The following is a 13,661-nucleotide window of genomic DNA, read 5'->3' as shown; positions in this document are numbered from 1 at the left end:
GTAGCGGGGCTGGGGGCGGCGCCGAAGATGAGCATTTATAGCGCCTCCAAGCATGCGGTGATCGGCCTGACCAAGTCGGCGGCCATCGAGTACGCCAAAAAGGGCATCCGGGTGAATGCCGTGTGCCCGGCGGTGATCGACACCGACATGTTCCGCCGTGCCTACCAGGCCGACCCGCGCAAGGCCGAATTCGCTGCCGCCATGCACCCGGTGGGCCGCGTTGGCAAGGTTGAGGAAATTGCCAGCGCAGTGCTGTACCTGTGCAGCGACGGGGCGGCGTTCACCACCGGGCATTGCCTGACGGTGGACGGTGGCGCGACGGCAATCTGAGGCGGAACGCGCCGCCGGCCTCGCCGTTGACCCTCTCCGTGCGCGCTCGGCACTGTCGCGTACGGATAGAATTCCCCCGCCCAGCCCGTCCTCCGGTACACGAGGCGACCTCGACCAAGCTGATAGCGACACGCACATAGCTATTTGACACTATTCTGACGCCAGCCCCTTGTTCACTGGCTGGCAACGTTGCCACCCTTGGCCTTCGGGATAACCTGGCAGGCAGAAGGGGAATTGGCGATGGGCGCAACCAAGCACGGCGTACTGGCCAACCTGGGCATGGCCCGCAAACTCGGCCTGGGCTTTGCCCTGGTGCTGCTGCTGACGCTGGCGGTGGCGGCCATTGGCATTGCCGCGCTGCACAGCGTAAGTCAGCGTTTTGAGGGTTTGCGCCAGCTGGCCCAGTTCAATACCGACCTGCTGCGCCTGCGCCAGCACGAGCAGGCGTTTGCCCTGCGCTCCGACCCGCAGCAGGTCGAGGCCTTGCGCACTGGCCTGCAGGGCTTGGTCGACCGCGCTCAGGGCTTGCCAGCGCTGGCGGCGGCACAAACCGACCTTGCCGCCTACGGCCAGGCCTTCGAGGCGTTTGTCGAGGCCGTGCAGGCCAAGGAGCTGGCGCTGGACATGGCCAGCTGGTCGGTTTCCAGCGTGGCCAACAACCTTGATGTGCTGCAAGCCGGGTTGGCCGATGATGGCGTTTACACGCTCAAGCAGTCACAGGGGCAGCAGGGCGGCGAGTTTCTGGAACAGGCCGCGCAGGTGGCCCAGGTATCGCGGCTGATGCTGCAAGCCATGGATGAAGCCCGGGTACGCCTGGAGAAAAGCCGCAAGGGCGAGGACGGCGTCAGCCAGGAGCGCATCGCCCAAACCGTCGAGGCTGCCAGCCTGGTTGGCCAGCTACAGGGGGCGGTCGGCGATGCCGGCTACCAGAGCGTGCTGGGCGAAGTGGCCGGGCACATTGGTAGCTTCTCGGAAAAACTCAACGAATACACCGACCAGCTGGCCCGCGAGCAGGGCCTGAAGGCACAGTTGCAAGCCAGTGCCGAACAAGCCACCGGGCGGGTCGACCAGGCCTATCTCGGCCAGCAGCAGGCCCTGCAGGGTGAACTGCAGCGCAATGCCGTTGCCATCGGCCTGGCCACGGTGCTGGCGCTGTTCGCAGGTGTGCTGGCGGCCTGGCTGATTACCCGTGCGGTGGTAGGCCCGCTCAAGCACGTGATCGCCCGCGCCCAGCGCATTGCTGCGGGTGAACTGAGCTTTGATGCCCAGGCGCCGCGCCGCGACGAAGTAGGGCAGCTGATGCAGGCCATGCAACAGATGGCTGCCGGGCTTTCTGGCATTGTCAGCGGTTTGCAGCAGGGCATCGAGCAGTTGGCCGGGAATGCCGAGGCGTTGTCGACGGTGACCGAGCAGACCAACCGCGAGGTAGGCAGCCAGAAAGAAGAAACCGAGCAGGTGGCGACAGCCATGCAGCAGATGACTGCCACTGTGCACGATGTGGCGCGTAATGCCGAAGAGGCCGCGCAGGCGGCGCAGGCAGCCGATGACAAGGTAGACGCTGGCCAGCAGGTGGTACGCCAAAGCATGCAGCGCATCGAGCAGCTGGCGGCTGCGGCGGAAACCGCCAGTGCGGGCATCGACAGCCTCAGCGCCGAGATCCACACCATTGGTGACGTGCTGGCCGTGATCAAGAGCGTGGCCGAGCAAACCAACCTGCTGGCGCTGAACGCTGCCATCGAAGCCGCCCGCGCTGGCGAGCAGGGGCGTGGCTTTGCCGTAGTGGCCGACGAGGTGCGTGCATTGGCCCGGCGTACCCGGCAGTCTACCGAGCAGATCGAAACCCTCGTTGCCAGCCTGCGCGGTAACGCGCAGCAGTCGGTGGCGCAGATCCGTGGCAGTACCGAGCTGGTGCGCCTGGCCGTGGCCGATGCGCTACAGACTGAAAGTGCGCTGGGCAGCATTGCGGCGGCGGTGTCATTGATTCAGCAGATGAACCAGCAGATTGCTGCGGCGGCAGAGCAGCAGAGCTCGGTCGCGGAAGAGATCAGCCGCAGCGTCACGCAGATCCGCGGCAGTGCCGACCAGGCGGCGTTGGCGATGCAGGACAATGCCCGCTCCAGCATCGAACTGGCGCAACTGGGTACTGACCTGAAGGGGATGGTGGGGCATTTCAGGCTTTAGGTGGCCTGGCGGGGGATGTGTGTGTTTTGAGATCGAGCGCCGCCCGCGCGGCGCATCGCGAGCTGCGCTCGCTCCTACGTTTGTTTCGGGCCAGTCACGCCTGTGACAGGCGCGCGCGACCGCCTTGTTTGTAGGACGCGATACCGCGCCATGCGCCAAGGCGTACGCGCGCAAAACCCCCAGGGATAATTGGCCCGAAACAAACGTAGGAGCGAGCGTAGCTCGCGATGCGCCGCGCGGGCGGCGCTCGATCTCACCCTCGACACCACTCTACCGTCATACCCTACGCGGCCCCAGAATCACCAAAGCCAACACCCCCGCCACAATCCCCCAGAATGCCGAACCAATCGAGAACAAGGTCAGCCCCGAAGCGGTCACCATAAAGGTAATCACCGCCGCCTCACGCTCACGCGCCTCGCTCATGGCCACGGTCAACCCGTTCATGATCGAACCGAACAGTGCCAATGCCGCAATCGACAGCACCAGCTCTTTCGGCAACGCCGCAAACAGTGCCGCCAACGTGGCGCCGAACACCCCGGCAATGCCGTAGAAAATACCGCACCATACTGCGGCGGTGTAGCGTTTGCCGGGGTCTTCATGGGCATGCGGGCCGGTGCAGATCGCCGCGCTGATCGCTGCAAGGTTGACCCCGTGCGAGCCGAACGGCGCCAGCAGCAGCGAGGCAAAGCCGGTAGCCGAAATCAGCGGCGAGGCCGGCACCTGATAACCGTCAGCGCGCAGCACGGCCACGCCGGGCATGTTCTGCGAGGTCATCGCCACCACGAACAGCGGAATGCCGATACTGATGGTCGCCGCCAGCGAGAAGCTAGGCGTGGTCCACACCGGCTTGGCCACTTCCAGGTGAAAGCCGCTGAAGTCCAGCAGGCCCAACGCACCGGACAACGCCGTACCCACCAACAGCGCGGCCAGCACGCAGTAACGCGGCGACAGGCGTTTGACCAGCAGGTAGCTGAAGAACATACCCAGCACCAGCAGGGTACGGTGCTGCGCGGCCACGAAGATTTCGCTACCGATCTTGAACAGGATGCCCGCCAGCAGTGCCGAGGCCAGCGAGGCCGGAATACGCTTGACCAGGCGCTCGAAACTGCCGGTCAGGCCGCACACCAGCACCAGCACCGCACAGGTAATGTAGGCACCAATGGCTTCGCCGTAGCTGACCCCACCCAGGCTGGTGATCAGCAGGGCAGCGCCGGGGGTGGACCAGGCAATGGTGATCGGCGTGCGGTAACGCAGGGACAGGCCGATGCTGCACACCGCCATGCCGATCGACAGCGCCCAGATCCACGACGAAATCTGTGCAGTCGTCAGCCCGGCCGCCTGGCCGGCCTGGAACATCAGCACCAACGAGCTGGTGTAGCCGGTGAGCATGGCGATAAAGCCGGCGACCACCGCCGACGGGGAGGTGTCTGCCAAGGGCCGCAGGCGTGCGGAAGTGGCATCGGTCATGAACAAAATCCTTGTAAAGGTGTAAGCAGTTTTTTCAGACTACAGCGGGCAAGGTTGATCCTTGCCATACAGCGGCCATTGCATTTAGCCGTACAGTCACCAACTATTGGGCGCAATTGCAAAACTGCTTGGCAGTGGAGGGGCGATGTACAAGGTCTATGGCGACTACCAGTCGGGCAACTGCTACAAGGTCAAGCTGATGCTCAGCCTGCTGGGCCGGCCGTATGAATGGCACCCGGTGGACATTCTCAAGGGTGAAACCGAAACGCCCGAGTTCCTGGCGATGAACCCTAACGGCAAGGTACCGGTGCTGGAGCTGGAAGACGGCAGCTACCTATGGGAGTCCAATGCCATTCTCAACTACCTGGCCGATGGGAGCGAGTTCCTACCCGCCGAGCCGCGGCTGCGTACGCAGGTGTTGCAGTGGCAGTTCTTCGAGCAGTACAGCCACGAGCCCTACATTGCCGTGGCGCGCTTCATCCAGTTTTACCTGGGCTTGCCGGACGAGCGCCTGGAGGAATACCGCAAGCTGCACAAGGGCGGCTACAAGGCGCTGAAGGTGATGGAGCGGCAGTTGCAGATGACGCCGTATCTGGTCGGCGAGCAGTATTCGATTGCTGATGTGGCGTTGTACGCCTACACCCATGTGGCGCAGCAGGGCGGGTTCGACCTGGCAGAGTACCCGGCGGTAAGGGCCTGGCTGGAGCGGGTCAGCAGCCACCCCCGGCATGTGCCGATGGTGGGATAGTCCAGATTTATCTTTAGCCTGTACCGGCTTCTTCGCGGGTAAACCCGCTCCCACTGAGGTTCCACAGGGCTCAATACTGTGGGTGCCTGTGGGAGCGGTTTTACCCGCGAAAGGGCCAGAACAGGATGCCTAACAACCGTCAGGCCGACGCGAACCGCTCATCCAGGTAAGCAATGATGGCCTTGGACTCGTACATCCAGGTCACCTTGCCAGCGTCTTCGATACGCAGGCACGGCACTTTCACCCGACCGCCGCCTTCTTCCAGGGCCTGACGGTGCAGCGGGTCGTTCTTGGCATCGCGCAGCGCCACTGGCACGTTCAGGCGGTGCAGGGTGCGGCGGGTCTTGACGCAGAATGGGCAGGCATGGAACTGGTACAGCGCCAGGCCCTTGGCCGCTTGCTCGACGCGGGCCTGGGCGGCGGCGTCGCGCTTGCGTTTGGCCGGGCGGCTGATCCAGTCACCGAACACGATGAGCTGGCCGAGGCCAACCCGCAGGGCTTTGACGATCATGGGCAACTCCTGAAATGCAAAAGCCGACCCGCAGGGGTCGGCTCGGGGTCAACAGCCAATCACTTGATCAGGCTGAGGAACTCGCTACGAGTGGCAGCATTTTCGCGGAACTCACCCAGCATCACCGAGGTGATCATGGTCGAGTTCTGTTTTTCGACGCCGCGCATCATCATGCACATGTGTTTGGCTTCGATGACCACGGCCACGCCGGCGGCACCGGTAACCTGCTGGATCGCCTCGGCCACCTGGCGGCTGAGGTTTTCCTGAATTTGCAGGCGACGGGCGAACATGTCGACGATGCGCGCCACCTTCGACAGGCCCAGTACCTTGCCCTTGGGCAGGTAGGCCACGTGCGCCTTGCCGATGAACGGCAGCATGTGGTGTTCGCACATCGAATACAGCTCGATGTCCCGGACCAGTACCATTTCGCTGTTATCAGAGCTAAACAACGCGTTGTTGGTGACTTCTTCCAGGGTTTGCTCATAACCGCGGCAAAGGTACTTCATCGCCTTTGCAGCCCGCTTGGGCGTGTCGAGCAGGCCCTCACGGGAGACGTCCTCGCCCAGCTGGCTGAGGATCTCGGTGTAGTTCTGTTCCAGGGACATGGATCTACCTGTGGGGAAAAAAACGCAAAAACGAAGGGTACGGCGCTGCGCGCGGCGCTGCAAGCGCGGCGTTACTCGTCGCGGCCTTCGAGCATGGTTCGCTTGAGCATCACATACACCGCACCAGTGCCGCCGTGGCGGGCGCTGCACGAGGCAAAACCGAGCACTTGCGGGTGCTGGCGCAGCCAGGTGTTGACGTGGCTCTTGATCATCGGGCGCTTGCCATCGAGGCGCGCAGCCTTGCCATGGGTCACGCGCACGCAGCGGACTTCGAGCTTGGTGGCTTCGGCGATGAAGTCCCACAGGGTTTCACGGGCCTTTTCCACGGTCATGCCGTGCAGGTCGAGGCTGCCTTCGAACGGGATCTGCCCCAGCTTGAGCTTGCGCAGCTGAGTTTCCTGCACGCCGTCGCGGCGCCACATCAGTTCGTCTTCGGCGCCCACGTCGATGACAAACTGGTCGGACATGCCGTCGATGACCAGGGCCTTGTCACTGCGTACGGTCGCGGCCTGGCGCAGGCCGGCCAGCTGCTGGCGGTCGGCCTTGGGCTTGCCGACTTCGGCGCGGTCGTGGCGGATCGGCTTCACGCCGCGCACTTCGGCCTTGAACAGGGAAAAATCGTCGTCTTGCATGGTGCCTCCACGTGGGCGGCGTAGTTTACGCGACTGTGGGGCGGTGTGCAGCCTGTGCTGGCTCTTCGCGGGTGAACCTACCGCCACAACCACCGCGCAAGCAGCGTTTCAGTCGTGTTTTTTCATCAGGTGGGGGGACAGGTTCAGCTCGCGCCCGCGGCGCAAACGAATGCGGCTGCGCCGCCAGAAACGTACGCCCAGCCACAGCAGCAGCAGGCCGACGACGGTCAGGATGCCGGACAACGGTTTGTTGGCATTGAGTTCCTGCAGGGCAGGGTAGTTGCCCAGCAGCCCGGCGACGCCGGCCATGGCCAGCAGCACGCCCAGGGTCGCCAGCAGGGCCGACAGGCCGGCTGCCAGGCGCGCGCCCCAGTTACGCGGTTGGCGCGGGCGCAGGCGCTTGGCGTCGAAACTGCCTTTGAGCTTCATTCCGCTCTCCTCTGTGGATATCCGGAATTCGACCTGCTGCCGCCCATCGGGTTCCGCCCGGCTGCCGGGCGGTCGTGCCAGCGCCTCAGATCAGGCTGGAGGTAGGGGCCACGCAAGCGAAGTTGTCGGCCATCACGGCCATTTCGCACTGGTGAATCTGCGCGGCCGGGATCACCCCGTCCTTGAACGCCAGGTCGCGGGTTGCCGAAGCGTCTTCCACCAGCGTGCACCGGTAACCATAGTCCTTGGCGCGGCGAACGGTAGTGCTGACACTGGAGTGGCTCATGAAACCGCAGACAATCAGGTCCAGGTGGCCCAGCTCCTGCAGCGTTTCGTGCAGCTTGGTGTTCTTGAATGCGTTGGGCATGCGCTTTTCGATGACGATTTCGCCTTCCAGTGGCTCCAGCCCTGGAATGAACTGGCCAGCCGGCCCCTGTGGGTCGAAGCGGCCACCCACCGTGCCCAGGTGGCGAACATGGATGATCGGACGGCCGCTTTTGCGCGCGGCGTCGAGCAACCTGGCGATGTTGGCCACGGCCTCGTCCATGCCCGACAGCTGCAGGGGACCACTGAGGTACTCCTTTTGCGCATCGATGATGATCAGGCTGGCGTGGCTCAGCTTGGCCGGCGGGTAGTCGCGGCCAGTGAGGCGGAACATCGTGGTTGGAACGGACATCAAGGGCTCCTTGGAAGGGCTTTTGTACACCTATTCTCCCTTGCCTTGGCGCCAATGGGAATGGTTGACAACGCAAGCGGCATGGTTACTGGCTTGTGGCTAGCCCGCAGACGATCCGATGGAACAAATGTGAGCCCCGGGCTGTTAGACTTTTGTCCGGTCTGAATTAGGAGTACCCCGTGATCACATCCCGTCTGCGCACGCTGCGCGACTATATCCGCTGGGCGGTCAGCCGCTTCCACGAGCACGACCTGTTCTTCGGCCACGGTGCCGACAACGCCTGGGACGAGGCCCGCCTGCTGGTGCTGGGCGCGGTGCACCTGCCATGGGAGGTGGCCGACAGCTACCTGGACTGCATGCTCGAGGACGACGAGCGGGTACGCCTGCAGCACCTGCTCAAGCGCCGTATCGAAGAACGCGTGCCAGCGGCCTACCTGCTGGGTGAGGCGTGGTTCTGCGGCATGTCGTTCATTGTCGACGAGCGGGTGCTGGTGCCGCGCTCACCGATTGGCGAGCTGATCGAAAAGCGCTTCGAACCCTGGTTGGCCAGCGAGCCGGCGCGCATCCTCGACCTGTGTACCGGCTCGGGCTGCATCGGCATCGTGGCTGCCGACGTGTTCCCCGAGGCCGAGGTCGTGCTGGCCGACCTGTCGTTCCAGGCCCTGGAAGTGGCCAACCAGAACATCGAGCGCCATGGCCTGGACACCCGCGTGTACACCGTGCAGGGCGATGGCTTTGCCGGCTTGCCGGGGCAGCGTTTCGACCTGATCCTGTCCAACCCGCCCTATGTCGATGCCGAAGATTTCGACGACATGCCGGCCGAATACCACCACGAGCCAGAGCTTGGCCTGGCCTGCGGCAACGATGGCCTGGATCTGGTACGGCGCATGCTGGCCGAAGCGGCCGACCACCTGACGGACAAGGGCTTGCTGATTGTCGAGGTGGGCAACAGCCAAGTGCATGTCGAGGCGCTCTACCCTGAGGTGGACTTTGCCTGGCTGGAATTCGAGCGCGGCGGCCATGGGGTGTTCATGCTGACGGCCGAGCAGTGCCGCCGGCATCAGGAGTTGTTCAAAGCCCGGGTCTGATGGCGAAGGGGGGCTGCTTTGCAGCCCATTCGCGAGCTTGCCCGCAAGCAGGCGACGCGGTGTCAGCGGGTGGCAATCCAGATCAGCAACCCCGCCTGGAACATTGCAAACGCCACCAGGCAGGTAATGGTGAAGCGCAAGCCGCCATCCTCGCGACGGTACTTGGCCACTCGCTCATCCCGCTCGCGCAGCTGCCCTTCCATTTCCTGCAGCTGCTGGTCCGCCTGCTGCAGAAGGTGGGCGGCATCCAGGATCTCTACCCGTTGCAAGCGCTCACTGTTCCAGGCCGCCTTCAACTGGCCTGCCGGCATGTCCACGGTGCGGCCCTTCAAGTGCTGGTTGTCCTCGTACTCCACCTCGATCCCCACCCCGCGCAGGCAGTTGTCACGACGCAGGCGTGAATCCTCGTTCAGCGCATCCTTGCTCGGCAGCGCCATGCCCTCTACCTGATAGTGCGACCACTTGCGCTGCAACCATTGCGCGGCCTGGGCCAGCATGAAGCGGCCGATGCCACGGTTGACCGGCTCAATTTGCAGGCCGTGTTCGCTGCCAATGCGTACCCGGCGTTCGGCATGGTCGACGCGGATGTCGAGGCGGTTCTGCTCTTTGTGTACCTTCTGCCCAGGCAGGGTGATTTCCATGCGCAGCAGGCTGTGCGCCTTGTCGTGGCGCTCGGCGTAGCCAAACTGCACAAAGCGCAGCGGCCGCGCACCGGTACTGCGGTCGATGGGCAGGGCGGCCAGGCGCAGCAACTGGAAGTGTTCGGCGGTTAGCTCGGCCCAGGGCAGGGCAGGGCTTTGCTGAGGTTCTTCGGCCGGTTCTGCGGCGACGGGGGCGGTGGTCATCAGGGCTTGTCCTTGGATACGGGCAGGCGGCAGGGGCTGCGTGAGCAGGCCCAACGCGCCGCTAATACCGCAATTATCGGCCGTCCTGGCCAAGACCTGAGGGTCAGGCCGATGGCAAATGTTGGATGAACATCACAATCTGCTCACCCAACTCGCGCGCCAGCGGCAATTCGGGGTTGAGGTAACTGTCGCGTTGTTGGCTCATGTCCTTGGGGCTGATGCGCAGCATATGGTTCATGCCGTCGATCAGTACCAGTTGCGCATCCGGCTTGGCCGTTTTCAGGCGCTCGGCATCGGCCACGTCGACCTGCACGTCGTTGCGACCCTGCACGATCAGCGCCGGCATGGGCAGGCGGGCAAAGGCGGCTGCCGGGTTTTGCTGGAACAGCGATATCAGGTACGGCTGCACGCTGGGGCGGAACACTTGGCGCAGTGGTGCCGGTACCTCCAGGCTGGTCTGCCCGGCCTGCAGGCGGTCGAGCAGGGCGCTGCCACTGGCCAGCTGCGCGGGTGGCAGGCGTTGGGCCAGCTGTTCGCGCAGTACATCGGCCATGGGTCGGCCACTGCCGGCCAGCGTGATCACAGCGCTGGCGCCGGCCTGTTCGGCGGCCAGGCTGGCGATCAGCGCGCCTTCGCTGTGGCCGATCAGGATCAGCGGGCCGAAGCGCGGGTCAGCCTTGAGCTTGTGGCTCCAGGCGACCACATCGGCCACGTAGCGCTCCACGGTCAGATCACGCTCGTCGGGTGTCGCCGGCTGGCTGGCGGCCACACCGCGTTTGTCATAGCGCACGCTGGCGATGTGTTCGCCGGCCAGCAGCAGGGCCAGGCGCTTGAGGTTGTCGACCCTGCCGGACGCCGGGTTGTTGCCGTCGCGGTCGGTAGGGCCGGAGCCGGCGATAATCAGCACCACGGGGGGCGGGGTGGCTTGTTGTGGCAGCAGCAAACTGCCGTGCAGCACGCCTCGGCCGGTGTCGAGGTCGATTGGGCGTTGCAGCACGGTAGGGGCCGCTGCCTGGGCCAGGCCGGTGCACAGCAGGAGGAGAAAGGCGACGAGGCGCGACATCATGCGGTTACTACATGGGGAGATGGAGGTTTGACCCAATGTTTGCGGGAAGGTTCTGGGGGGGGCAGCGGGTGGCGGTGCTGTGAGAGCGGGCACACGTCAAGAGCCAGCACAGGCGAGCAAAGCATCTGTATACTGCCGCTTTCGTCCATTTCAGGCAGATCTCGCGGAGCGTCCATGTCCGGCAATACCTACGGCAAGCTGTTCACTGTCACCACCGCTGGCGAAAGCCATGGCCCGGCGTTGGTCGCCATTGTCGATGGATGCCCACCGGGCCTGGAAATTTCCCTCGCCGACCTGCAGCACGACCTCGACCGGCGCAAGCCCGGCACCAGCCGGCACACCACCCAGCGCCAGGAGGCCGACGAGGTTGAAATCCTCTCCGGCGTGTTCGAAGGCCGCACCACCGGCTGCTCGATCGGCTTGCTGATCCGCAACACCGACCAGAAGTCCAAGGACTATTCGGCGATCAAGGACCTGTTCCGCCCGGCCCACGCCGACTACACCTACCACCACAAGTACGGCATCCGCGACTACCGCGGCGGCGGCCGCAGCTCGGCCCGCGAAACCGCCATGCGCGTAGCCGCGGGCGCCATCGCCAAGAAGTACCTGGCCAGCCAGGGCATCACCGTGCGTGGCTACATGAGCCAGCTGGGCCCGATCGAAATCCCGTTCAAAACCTGGGAGTCGGTGGAGCAGAACGCCTTCTTCAGCCCCGACCCGGACAAAGTGCCGGAGCTGGAGGCCTACATGGACCAGCTGCGCCGTGACCAGGATTCGGTAGGTGCCAAGATCACCGTGGTCGCCGAAGGCGTCATGCCTGGGCTTGGCGAGCCGATTTTCGACCGCCTGGATGCCGAACTGGCCCATGCGCTGATGAGCATCAACGCCGTGAAGGGTGTTGAAATCGGTGCAGGGTTCGCCAGTGTCGCCCAGCGCGGTACCGAACACCGTGACGAACTGACCCCGGAAGGCTTCCTCAGCAACAATGCCGGCGGCATCCTGGGGGGGATCTCCTCGGGGCAGCCGATCGTTGCCCACCTGGCGCTGAAACCGACGTCCAGCATCACCACCCCGGGCCGTTCCATCGACGTCGATGGCAACCCGGTGGACGTCATCACCAAAGGCCGTCACGACCCTTGCGTGGGCATCCGCGCCACGCCAATCGCCGAGGCGATGATGGCTATTGCGCTGATGGACCACCTGCTGCGCCACCGTGCGCAGAATGCCGATGTGCACGTGAATACCCCGGTGCTGGGCCAGCTCTGATTCGTCTGCACCGGCCTGCTCGCGTGCAAGTTCGCGAACAGGCCGGTGCAGGAAACAACCTGATTGGCTGAATCCATGCCCGCAATTCCCTACTGGCGCCTGTCCAGTTTCTACCTCTTCTACTTCGCCCTGTTGGGCTCCACCGCCCCCTTCCTGGCGCTGTACTTCGACCACCTGGGCTTCTCCCCGGCGCGCATTGGCGAGCTGGTGGCCATCCCCATGCTGATGCGCTGCATTGCCCCCAACCTGTGGGGCTGGCTGGGCGACCGCAGCGGTCAGCGCCTGCTGATCGTGCGCCTGGGCGCGCTGTGTACCTTGGCCACCTTTTCGCTGATTTTCTTCGGCAAGAGCTACGCCTGGCTAGCGCTGGTGATGGCCCTGCATGCGTTTTTCTGGCATGCCGTGCTGCCCCAGTTCGAGGTCATTACCTTGGCCCACCTGCACGGGCAGACATCCCGGTACAGCCAGGTTCGGCTGTGGGGCTCGATCGGCTTCATCCTCACGGTGGTCGGCCTGGGCCGGCTGTTCGAGTGGCTGAGCCTGGACATCTACCCTGTGGCGCTGGTCACGATCATGGCCGGGATCGTCGCTGCCAGCCTGTGGGTGCCCAATGCCCAGCCGGTGGAGCAGGGCGAGCGCAGCAATGCGGGTGGGTTCCTGCAGCAGTTGCGGGCACCCGGGGTAGTCGCCTTCTATGCCTGCGTGGCGCTGATGCAACTGAGCCACGGGCCGTACTACACCTTCCTCACCTTGCACCTGGAGCACCTGGGCTACAGCCGTGGCGCCATTGGCCTGCTGTGGGCCCTGGGCGTGGTGGCCGAAGTGCTGATGTTCATGCTGATGAGCCGCCTGTTCGCCCGCTTCAGCGTACAGCGGGTGTTGCTGGCCAGTTTCCTGCTGGCGGCCGGGCGCTGGCTGCTGCTGGGCAACCTGGCCGGTGAGCCGGCGGTGCTGATCTTCGCCCAGCTGCTGCACGCGGCCACCTTCGGCTGCTTCCACGCAGCCAGCATTGCCTTCGTGCAGGCCAGTTTCGGCGCCCGCCAGCAAGGCCAGGGCCAGGCCCTGTACGCTGCGTTGTCAGGTACCGGCGGCGCACTGGGCGCATTGTATTCGGGCTACAGCTGGAAACTGCTGGGGCCCACCTTCACCTTTGGTATGGCCAGTGCCGCAGCCTTGGCTGCAGCCGTTATCATAGGCCTTTGTGCGCAACCGACCAGGACCCGCCCCTGATGAGCATTCTCTGCGTTTTCCACCCCGCCAGCCCGGACCTGCCGAACAAGGTGCTGACCCACCACGATGACATTGCCGCCACCCTCGCCGAGCACGGCGTGCGCCTGGAGCATGCCGAGCATGGGCTGCGGGTGCGCCCGGGCACTGCCCAGGAAGAAGTGCTGGAGGCTTGCCGTGTTTATCTGGACCAGTTGATGACGGCGCATGGCAGCCAGGCCTTCGTGCTGCTCAACCGTGACGGTGAAGACCCGACGCAGGTCGATGTGCGTGATGAGCATGTGCATGACGCCGACGAGGTGTTTGCCGTGGTCAGTGGCCGGGCGCAGGTAGGCCTGCGTTTGGCGAATGGGGTGTATTCGGTGCTGTGCGAGAAGGGGGACCAGCTGGTAGTGCCGGCCGGGACCCGGCGCTGGGTGGAACTGGGTCAGACGCCGTTCTGCCTGGCGTTGCGCCTGTATGGCAGCGAGCAGGGCGTGCAGGCGCAGTTTACCGGGGATGAGACTTCACGGGCGTTTCCGGGAATCGACGAGTTGTAATGGCATTGCCGGCCTCTTCGCGGGCACACCCGCAAGGAGGCCAGTTCAGCT

The 13,661-nt window shown here is 64.5% G+C and carries 15 protein-coding genes and 1 pseudogene; 8 read left to right on the top strand and 8 right to left on the bottom strand.

Annotated elements, in window-relative coordinates; translation table 11 throughout:
* The 3 genes and pseudogenes from DMX11_RS24505 to DMX11_RS26545 all read left to right on the top strand — a co-directional run.
* Positions 1–330: SDR family oxidoreductase (locus tag DMX11_RS24505; protein ID WP_146230381.1), on the top strand; the 330-nt coding region annotated here is incomplete at its 5' end.
* Between the two features lie 240 nt (positions 331–570).
* Positions 571–1,650: pseudogene (locus DMX11_RS26550) on the top strand (HAMP domain-containing protein); the annotation flags it as partial.
* A complete protein-coding gene (locus DMX11_RS26545; protein WP_371921804.1) occupies positions 1,630–2,511 on the top strand; it encodes a methyl-accepting chemotaxis protein in 882 nt (293 codons plus the stop codon). The pseudogene DMX11_RS26550 and the gene DMX11_RS26545, both read left to right, overlap by 21 nt.
* 276 nt (positions 2,512–2,787) lie before the next feature.
* On the opposite strand, the gene DMX11_RS24495 is transcribed toward DMX11_RS26545, so the two are convergent.
* On the bottom strand, positions 2,788–3,978 hold the full coding sequence (locus DMX11_RS24495) for a benzoate/H(+) symporter BenE family transporter (protein ID WP_110747942.1): 1,191 nt from the start codon (positions 3,976–3,978) through the stop codon (positions 2,788–2,790).
* 145 nt (positions 3,979–4,123) lie between these two features.
* On the opposite strand from DMX11_RS24495, the gene DMX11_RS24490 reads away from it, so the two are divergent.
* Positions 4,124–4,726 (top strand): glutathione S-transferase family protein, encoded by a 603-nt coding sequence (locus DMX11_RS24490; protein WP_110747939.1) that lies wholly within the window; start codon positions 4,124–4,126, stop codon positions 4,724–4,726.
* A 139-nt stretch (positions 4,727–4,865) separates the two neighbouring features.
* Here the strand turns inward: DMX11_RS24490 and DMX11_RS24485 are convergent, their stop codons facing one another.
* The 5 genes from DMX11_RS24485 to DMX11_RS24465 all read right to left on the bottom strand — a co-directional run bounded on the left by DMX11_RS24485 (position 4,866) and on the right by DMX11_RS24465 (position 7,579).
* The gene (locus tag DMX11_RS24485; RefSeq protein WP_110747934.1) at positions 4,866–5,237 is read right to left on the bottom strand and encodes a glutaredoxin domain-containing protein; all 372 of its coding nucleotides are present in this window, start codon (positions 5,235–5,237) and stop codon (positions 4,866–4,868) included.
* Between the two features lie 59 nt (positions 5,238–5,296).
* Complete coding sequence (folE, locus tag DMX11_RS24480; protein WP_110747929.1) at positions 5,297–5,842, bottom strand: GTP cyclohydrolase I FolE; 546 nt, start codon at positions 5,840–5,842, stop codon at positions 5,297–5,299.
* Between the two features lie 71 nt (positions 5,843–5,913).
* Positions 5,914–6,474, bottom strand: coding sequence for a Smr/MutS family protein (locus tag DMX11_RS24475; protein ID WP_110747924.1), 561 nt, complete (start codon positions 6,472–6,474; stop codon positions 5,914–5,916).
* Between the two features lie 108 nt (positions 6,475–6,582).
* Entirely contained in the window at positions 6,583–6,903 is a 321-nt protein-coding gene (locus DMX11_RS24470) for a hypothetical protein (RefSeq protein WP_110747921.1), read from the bottom strand.
* Between the two features lie 85 nt (positions 6,904–6,988).
* Positions 6,989–7,579: a cysteine hydrolase family protein gene (locus DMX11_RS24465; protein WP_110747917.1), complete on the bottom strand. Its 591-nt coding sequence runs from the start codon at positions 7,577–7,579 to the stop codon at positions 6,989–6,991.
* Positions 7,580–7,758: 179 nt separating this feature from the next.
* Between DMX11_RS24465 and prmB the strand changes: the two genes are divergently transcribed.
* A complete protein-coding gene (prmB, locus tag DMX11_RS24460) occupies positions 7,759–8,667 on the top strand; it encodes a 50S ribosomal protein L3 N(5)-glutamine methyltransferase (protein WP_110747914.1) in 909 nt (302 codons plus the stop codon).
* Positions 8,668–8,729: 62 nt separating this feature from the next.
* Here prmB and DMX11_RS24455 read toward each other — a convergent pair whose 3' ends face one another.
* Both DMX11_RS24455 and DMX11_RS24450 read right to left on the bottom strand, forming a co-directional pair.
* Positions 8,730–9,512, bottom strand: coding sequence for a hypothetical protein (locus DMX11_RS24455; protein WP_110747910.1), 783 nt, complete (start codon positions 9,510–9,512; stop codon positions 8,730–8,732).
* A 103-nt stretch (positions 9,513–9,615) separates the two neighbouring features.
* Positions 9,616–10,578 (bottom strand): alpha/beta hydrolase, encoded by a 963-nt coding sequence (locus DMX11_RS24450; RefSeq protein ID WP_110747906.1) that lies wholly within the window; start codon positions 10,576–10,578, stop codon positions 9,616–9,618.
* Positions 10,579–10,752: 174 nt separating this feature from the next.
* Between DMX11_RS24450 and aroC the strand changes: the two genes are divergently transcribed.
* The 3 genes from aroC to DMX11_RS24435 all read left to right on the top strand — a co-directional run bounded on the left by aroC (position 10,753) and on the right by DMX11_RS24435 (position 13,610).
* Positions 10,753–11,844, top strand: a complete 1,092-nt coding sequence (gene aroC, locus DMX11_RS24445; RefSeq protein ID WP_110747903.1) for a chorismate synthase — start codon at positions 10,753–10,755, stop codon at positions 11,842–11,844.
* Positions 11,845–11,919: 75 nt separating this feature from the next.
* Complete coding sequence (locus DMX11_RS24440; RefSeq protein WP_110747900.1) at positions 11,920–13,074, top strand: MFS transporter; 1,155 nt, start codon at positions 11,920–11,922, stop codon at positions 13,072–13,074.
* Complete coding sequence (locus DMX11_RS24435) at positions 13,074–13,610, top strand: oxidase (RefSeq protein WP_110747897.1); 537 nt, start codon at positions 13,074–13,076, stop codon at positions 13,608–13,610. The genes DMX11_RS24440 and DMX11_RS24435 overlap by 1 nt, the downstream gene beginning before the upstream one ends.
* Positions 13,611–13,661 lie beyond the last annotated feature (51 nt).

The sequence above is a fragment of the Pseudomonas sp. LB-090624 genome (genome assembly GCF_003205205.1).
GTDB lineage: Bacteria > Pseudomonadota > Gammaproteobacteria > Pseudomonadales > Pseudomonadaceae > Aquipseudomonas.
The sequence above is the reverse complement of the archived record's forward strand: the minus strand, read 5'-3'. Positions and strand labels throughout refer to the sequence as shown.

What these genes read in the sequence shown, in the direction of transcription:
- DMX11_RS24470 (WP_110747921.1), bottom strand. Translation starts at nt 6,903, where the DNA reads ATGAAGCTCAAAGGCAGTTTCGACGCCAAGCGCCTGCGCCCGCGCCAA.
- DMX11_RS24450 (WP_110747906.1), bottom strand. Translation starts at nt 10,578, where the DNA reads ATGATGTCGCGCCTCGTCGCCTTTCTCCTCCTGCTGTGCACCGGCCTG.
- folE (WP_110747929.1), bottom strand. Translation starts at nt 5,842, where the DNA reads ATGTCCCTGGAACAGAACTACACCGAGATCCTCAGCCAGCTGGGCGAG.
- DMX11_RS24455 (WP_110747910.1), bottom strand. Translation starts at nt 9,512, where the DNA reads ATGACCACCGCCCCCGTCGCCGCAGAACCGGCCGAAGAACCTCAGCAA.
- DMX11_RS24465 (WP_110747917.1), bottom strand. Translation starts at nt 7,579, where the DNA reads ATGTCCGTTCCAACCACGATGTTCCGCCTCACTGGCCGCGACTACCCG.
- DMX11_RS24485 (WP_110747934.1), bottom strand. Translation starts at nt 5,237, where the DNA reads ATGATCGTCAAAGCCCTGCGGGTTGGCCTCGGCCAGCTCATCGTGTTC.
- DMX11_RS24475 (WP_110747924.1), bottom strand. Translation starts at nt 6,474, where the DNA reads ATGCAAGACGACGATTTTTCCCTGTTCAAGGCCGAAGTGCGCGGCGTG.
- aroC (WP_110747903.1), top strand. Translation starts at nt 10,753, where the DNA reads ATGTCCGGCAATACCTACGGCAAGCTGTTCACTGTCACCACCGCTGGC.
- DMX11_RS24440 (WP_110747900.1), top strand. Translation starts at nt 11,920, where the DNA reads ATGCCCGCAATTCCCTACTGGCGCCTGTCCAGTTTCTACCTCTTCTAC.
- DMX11_RS24435 (WP_110747897.1), top strand. Translation starts at nt 13,074, where the DNA reads ATGAGCATTCTCTGCGTTTTCCACCCCGCCAGCCCGGACCTGCCGAAC.
- DMX11_RS24490 (WP_110747939.1), top strand. Translation starts at nt 4,124, where the DNA reads ATGTACAAGGTCTATGGCGACTACCAGTCGGGCAACTGCTACAAGGTC.
- DMX11_RS26545 (WP_371921804.1), top strand. Translation starts at nt 1,630, where the DNA reads ATGCAGGCCATGCAACAGATGGCTGCCGGGCTTTCTGGCATTGTCAGC.
- DMX11_RS24495 (WP_110747942.1), bottom strand. Translation starts at nt 3,978, where the DNA reads ATGACCGATGCCACTTCCGCACGCCTGCGGCCCTTGGCAGACACCTCC.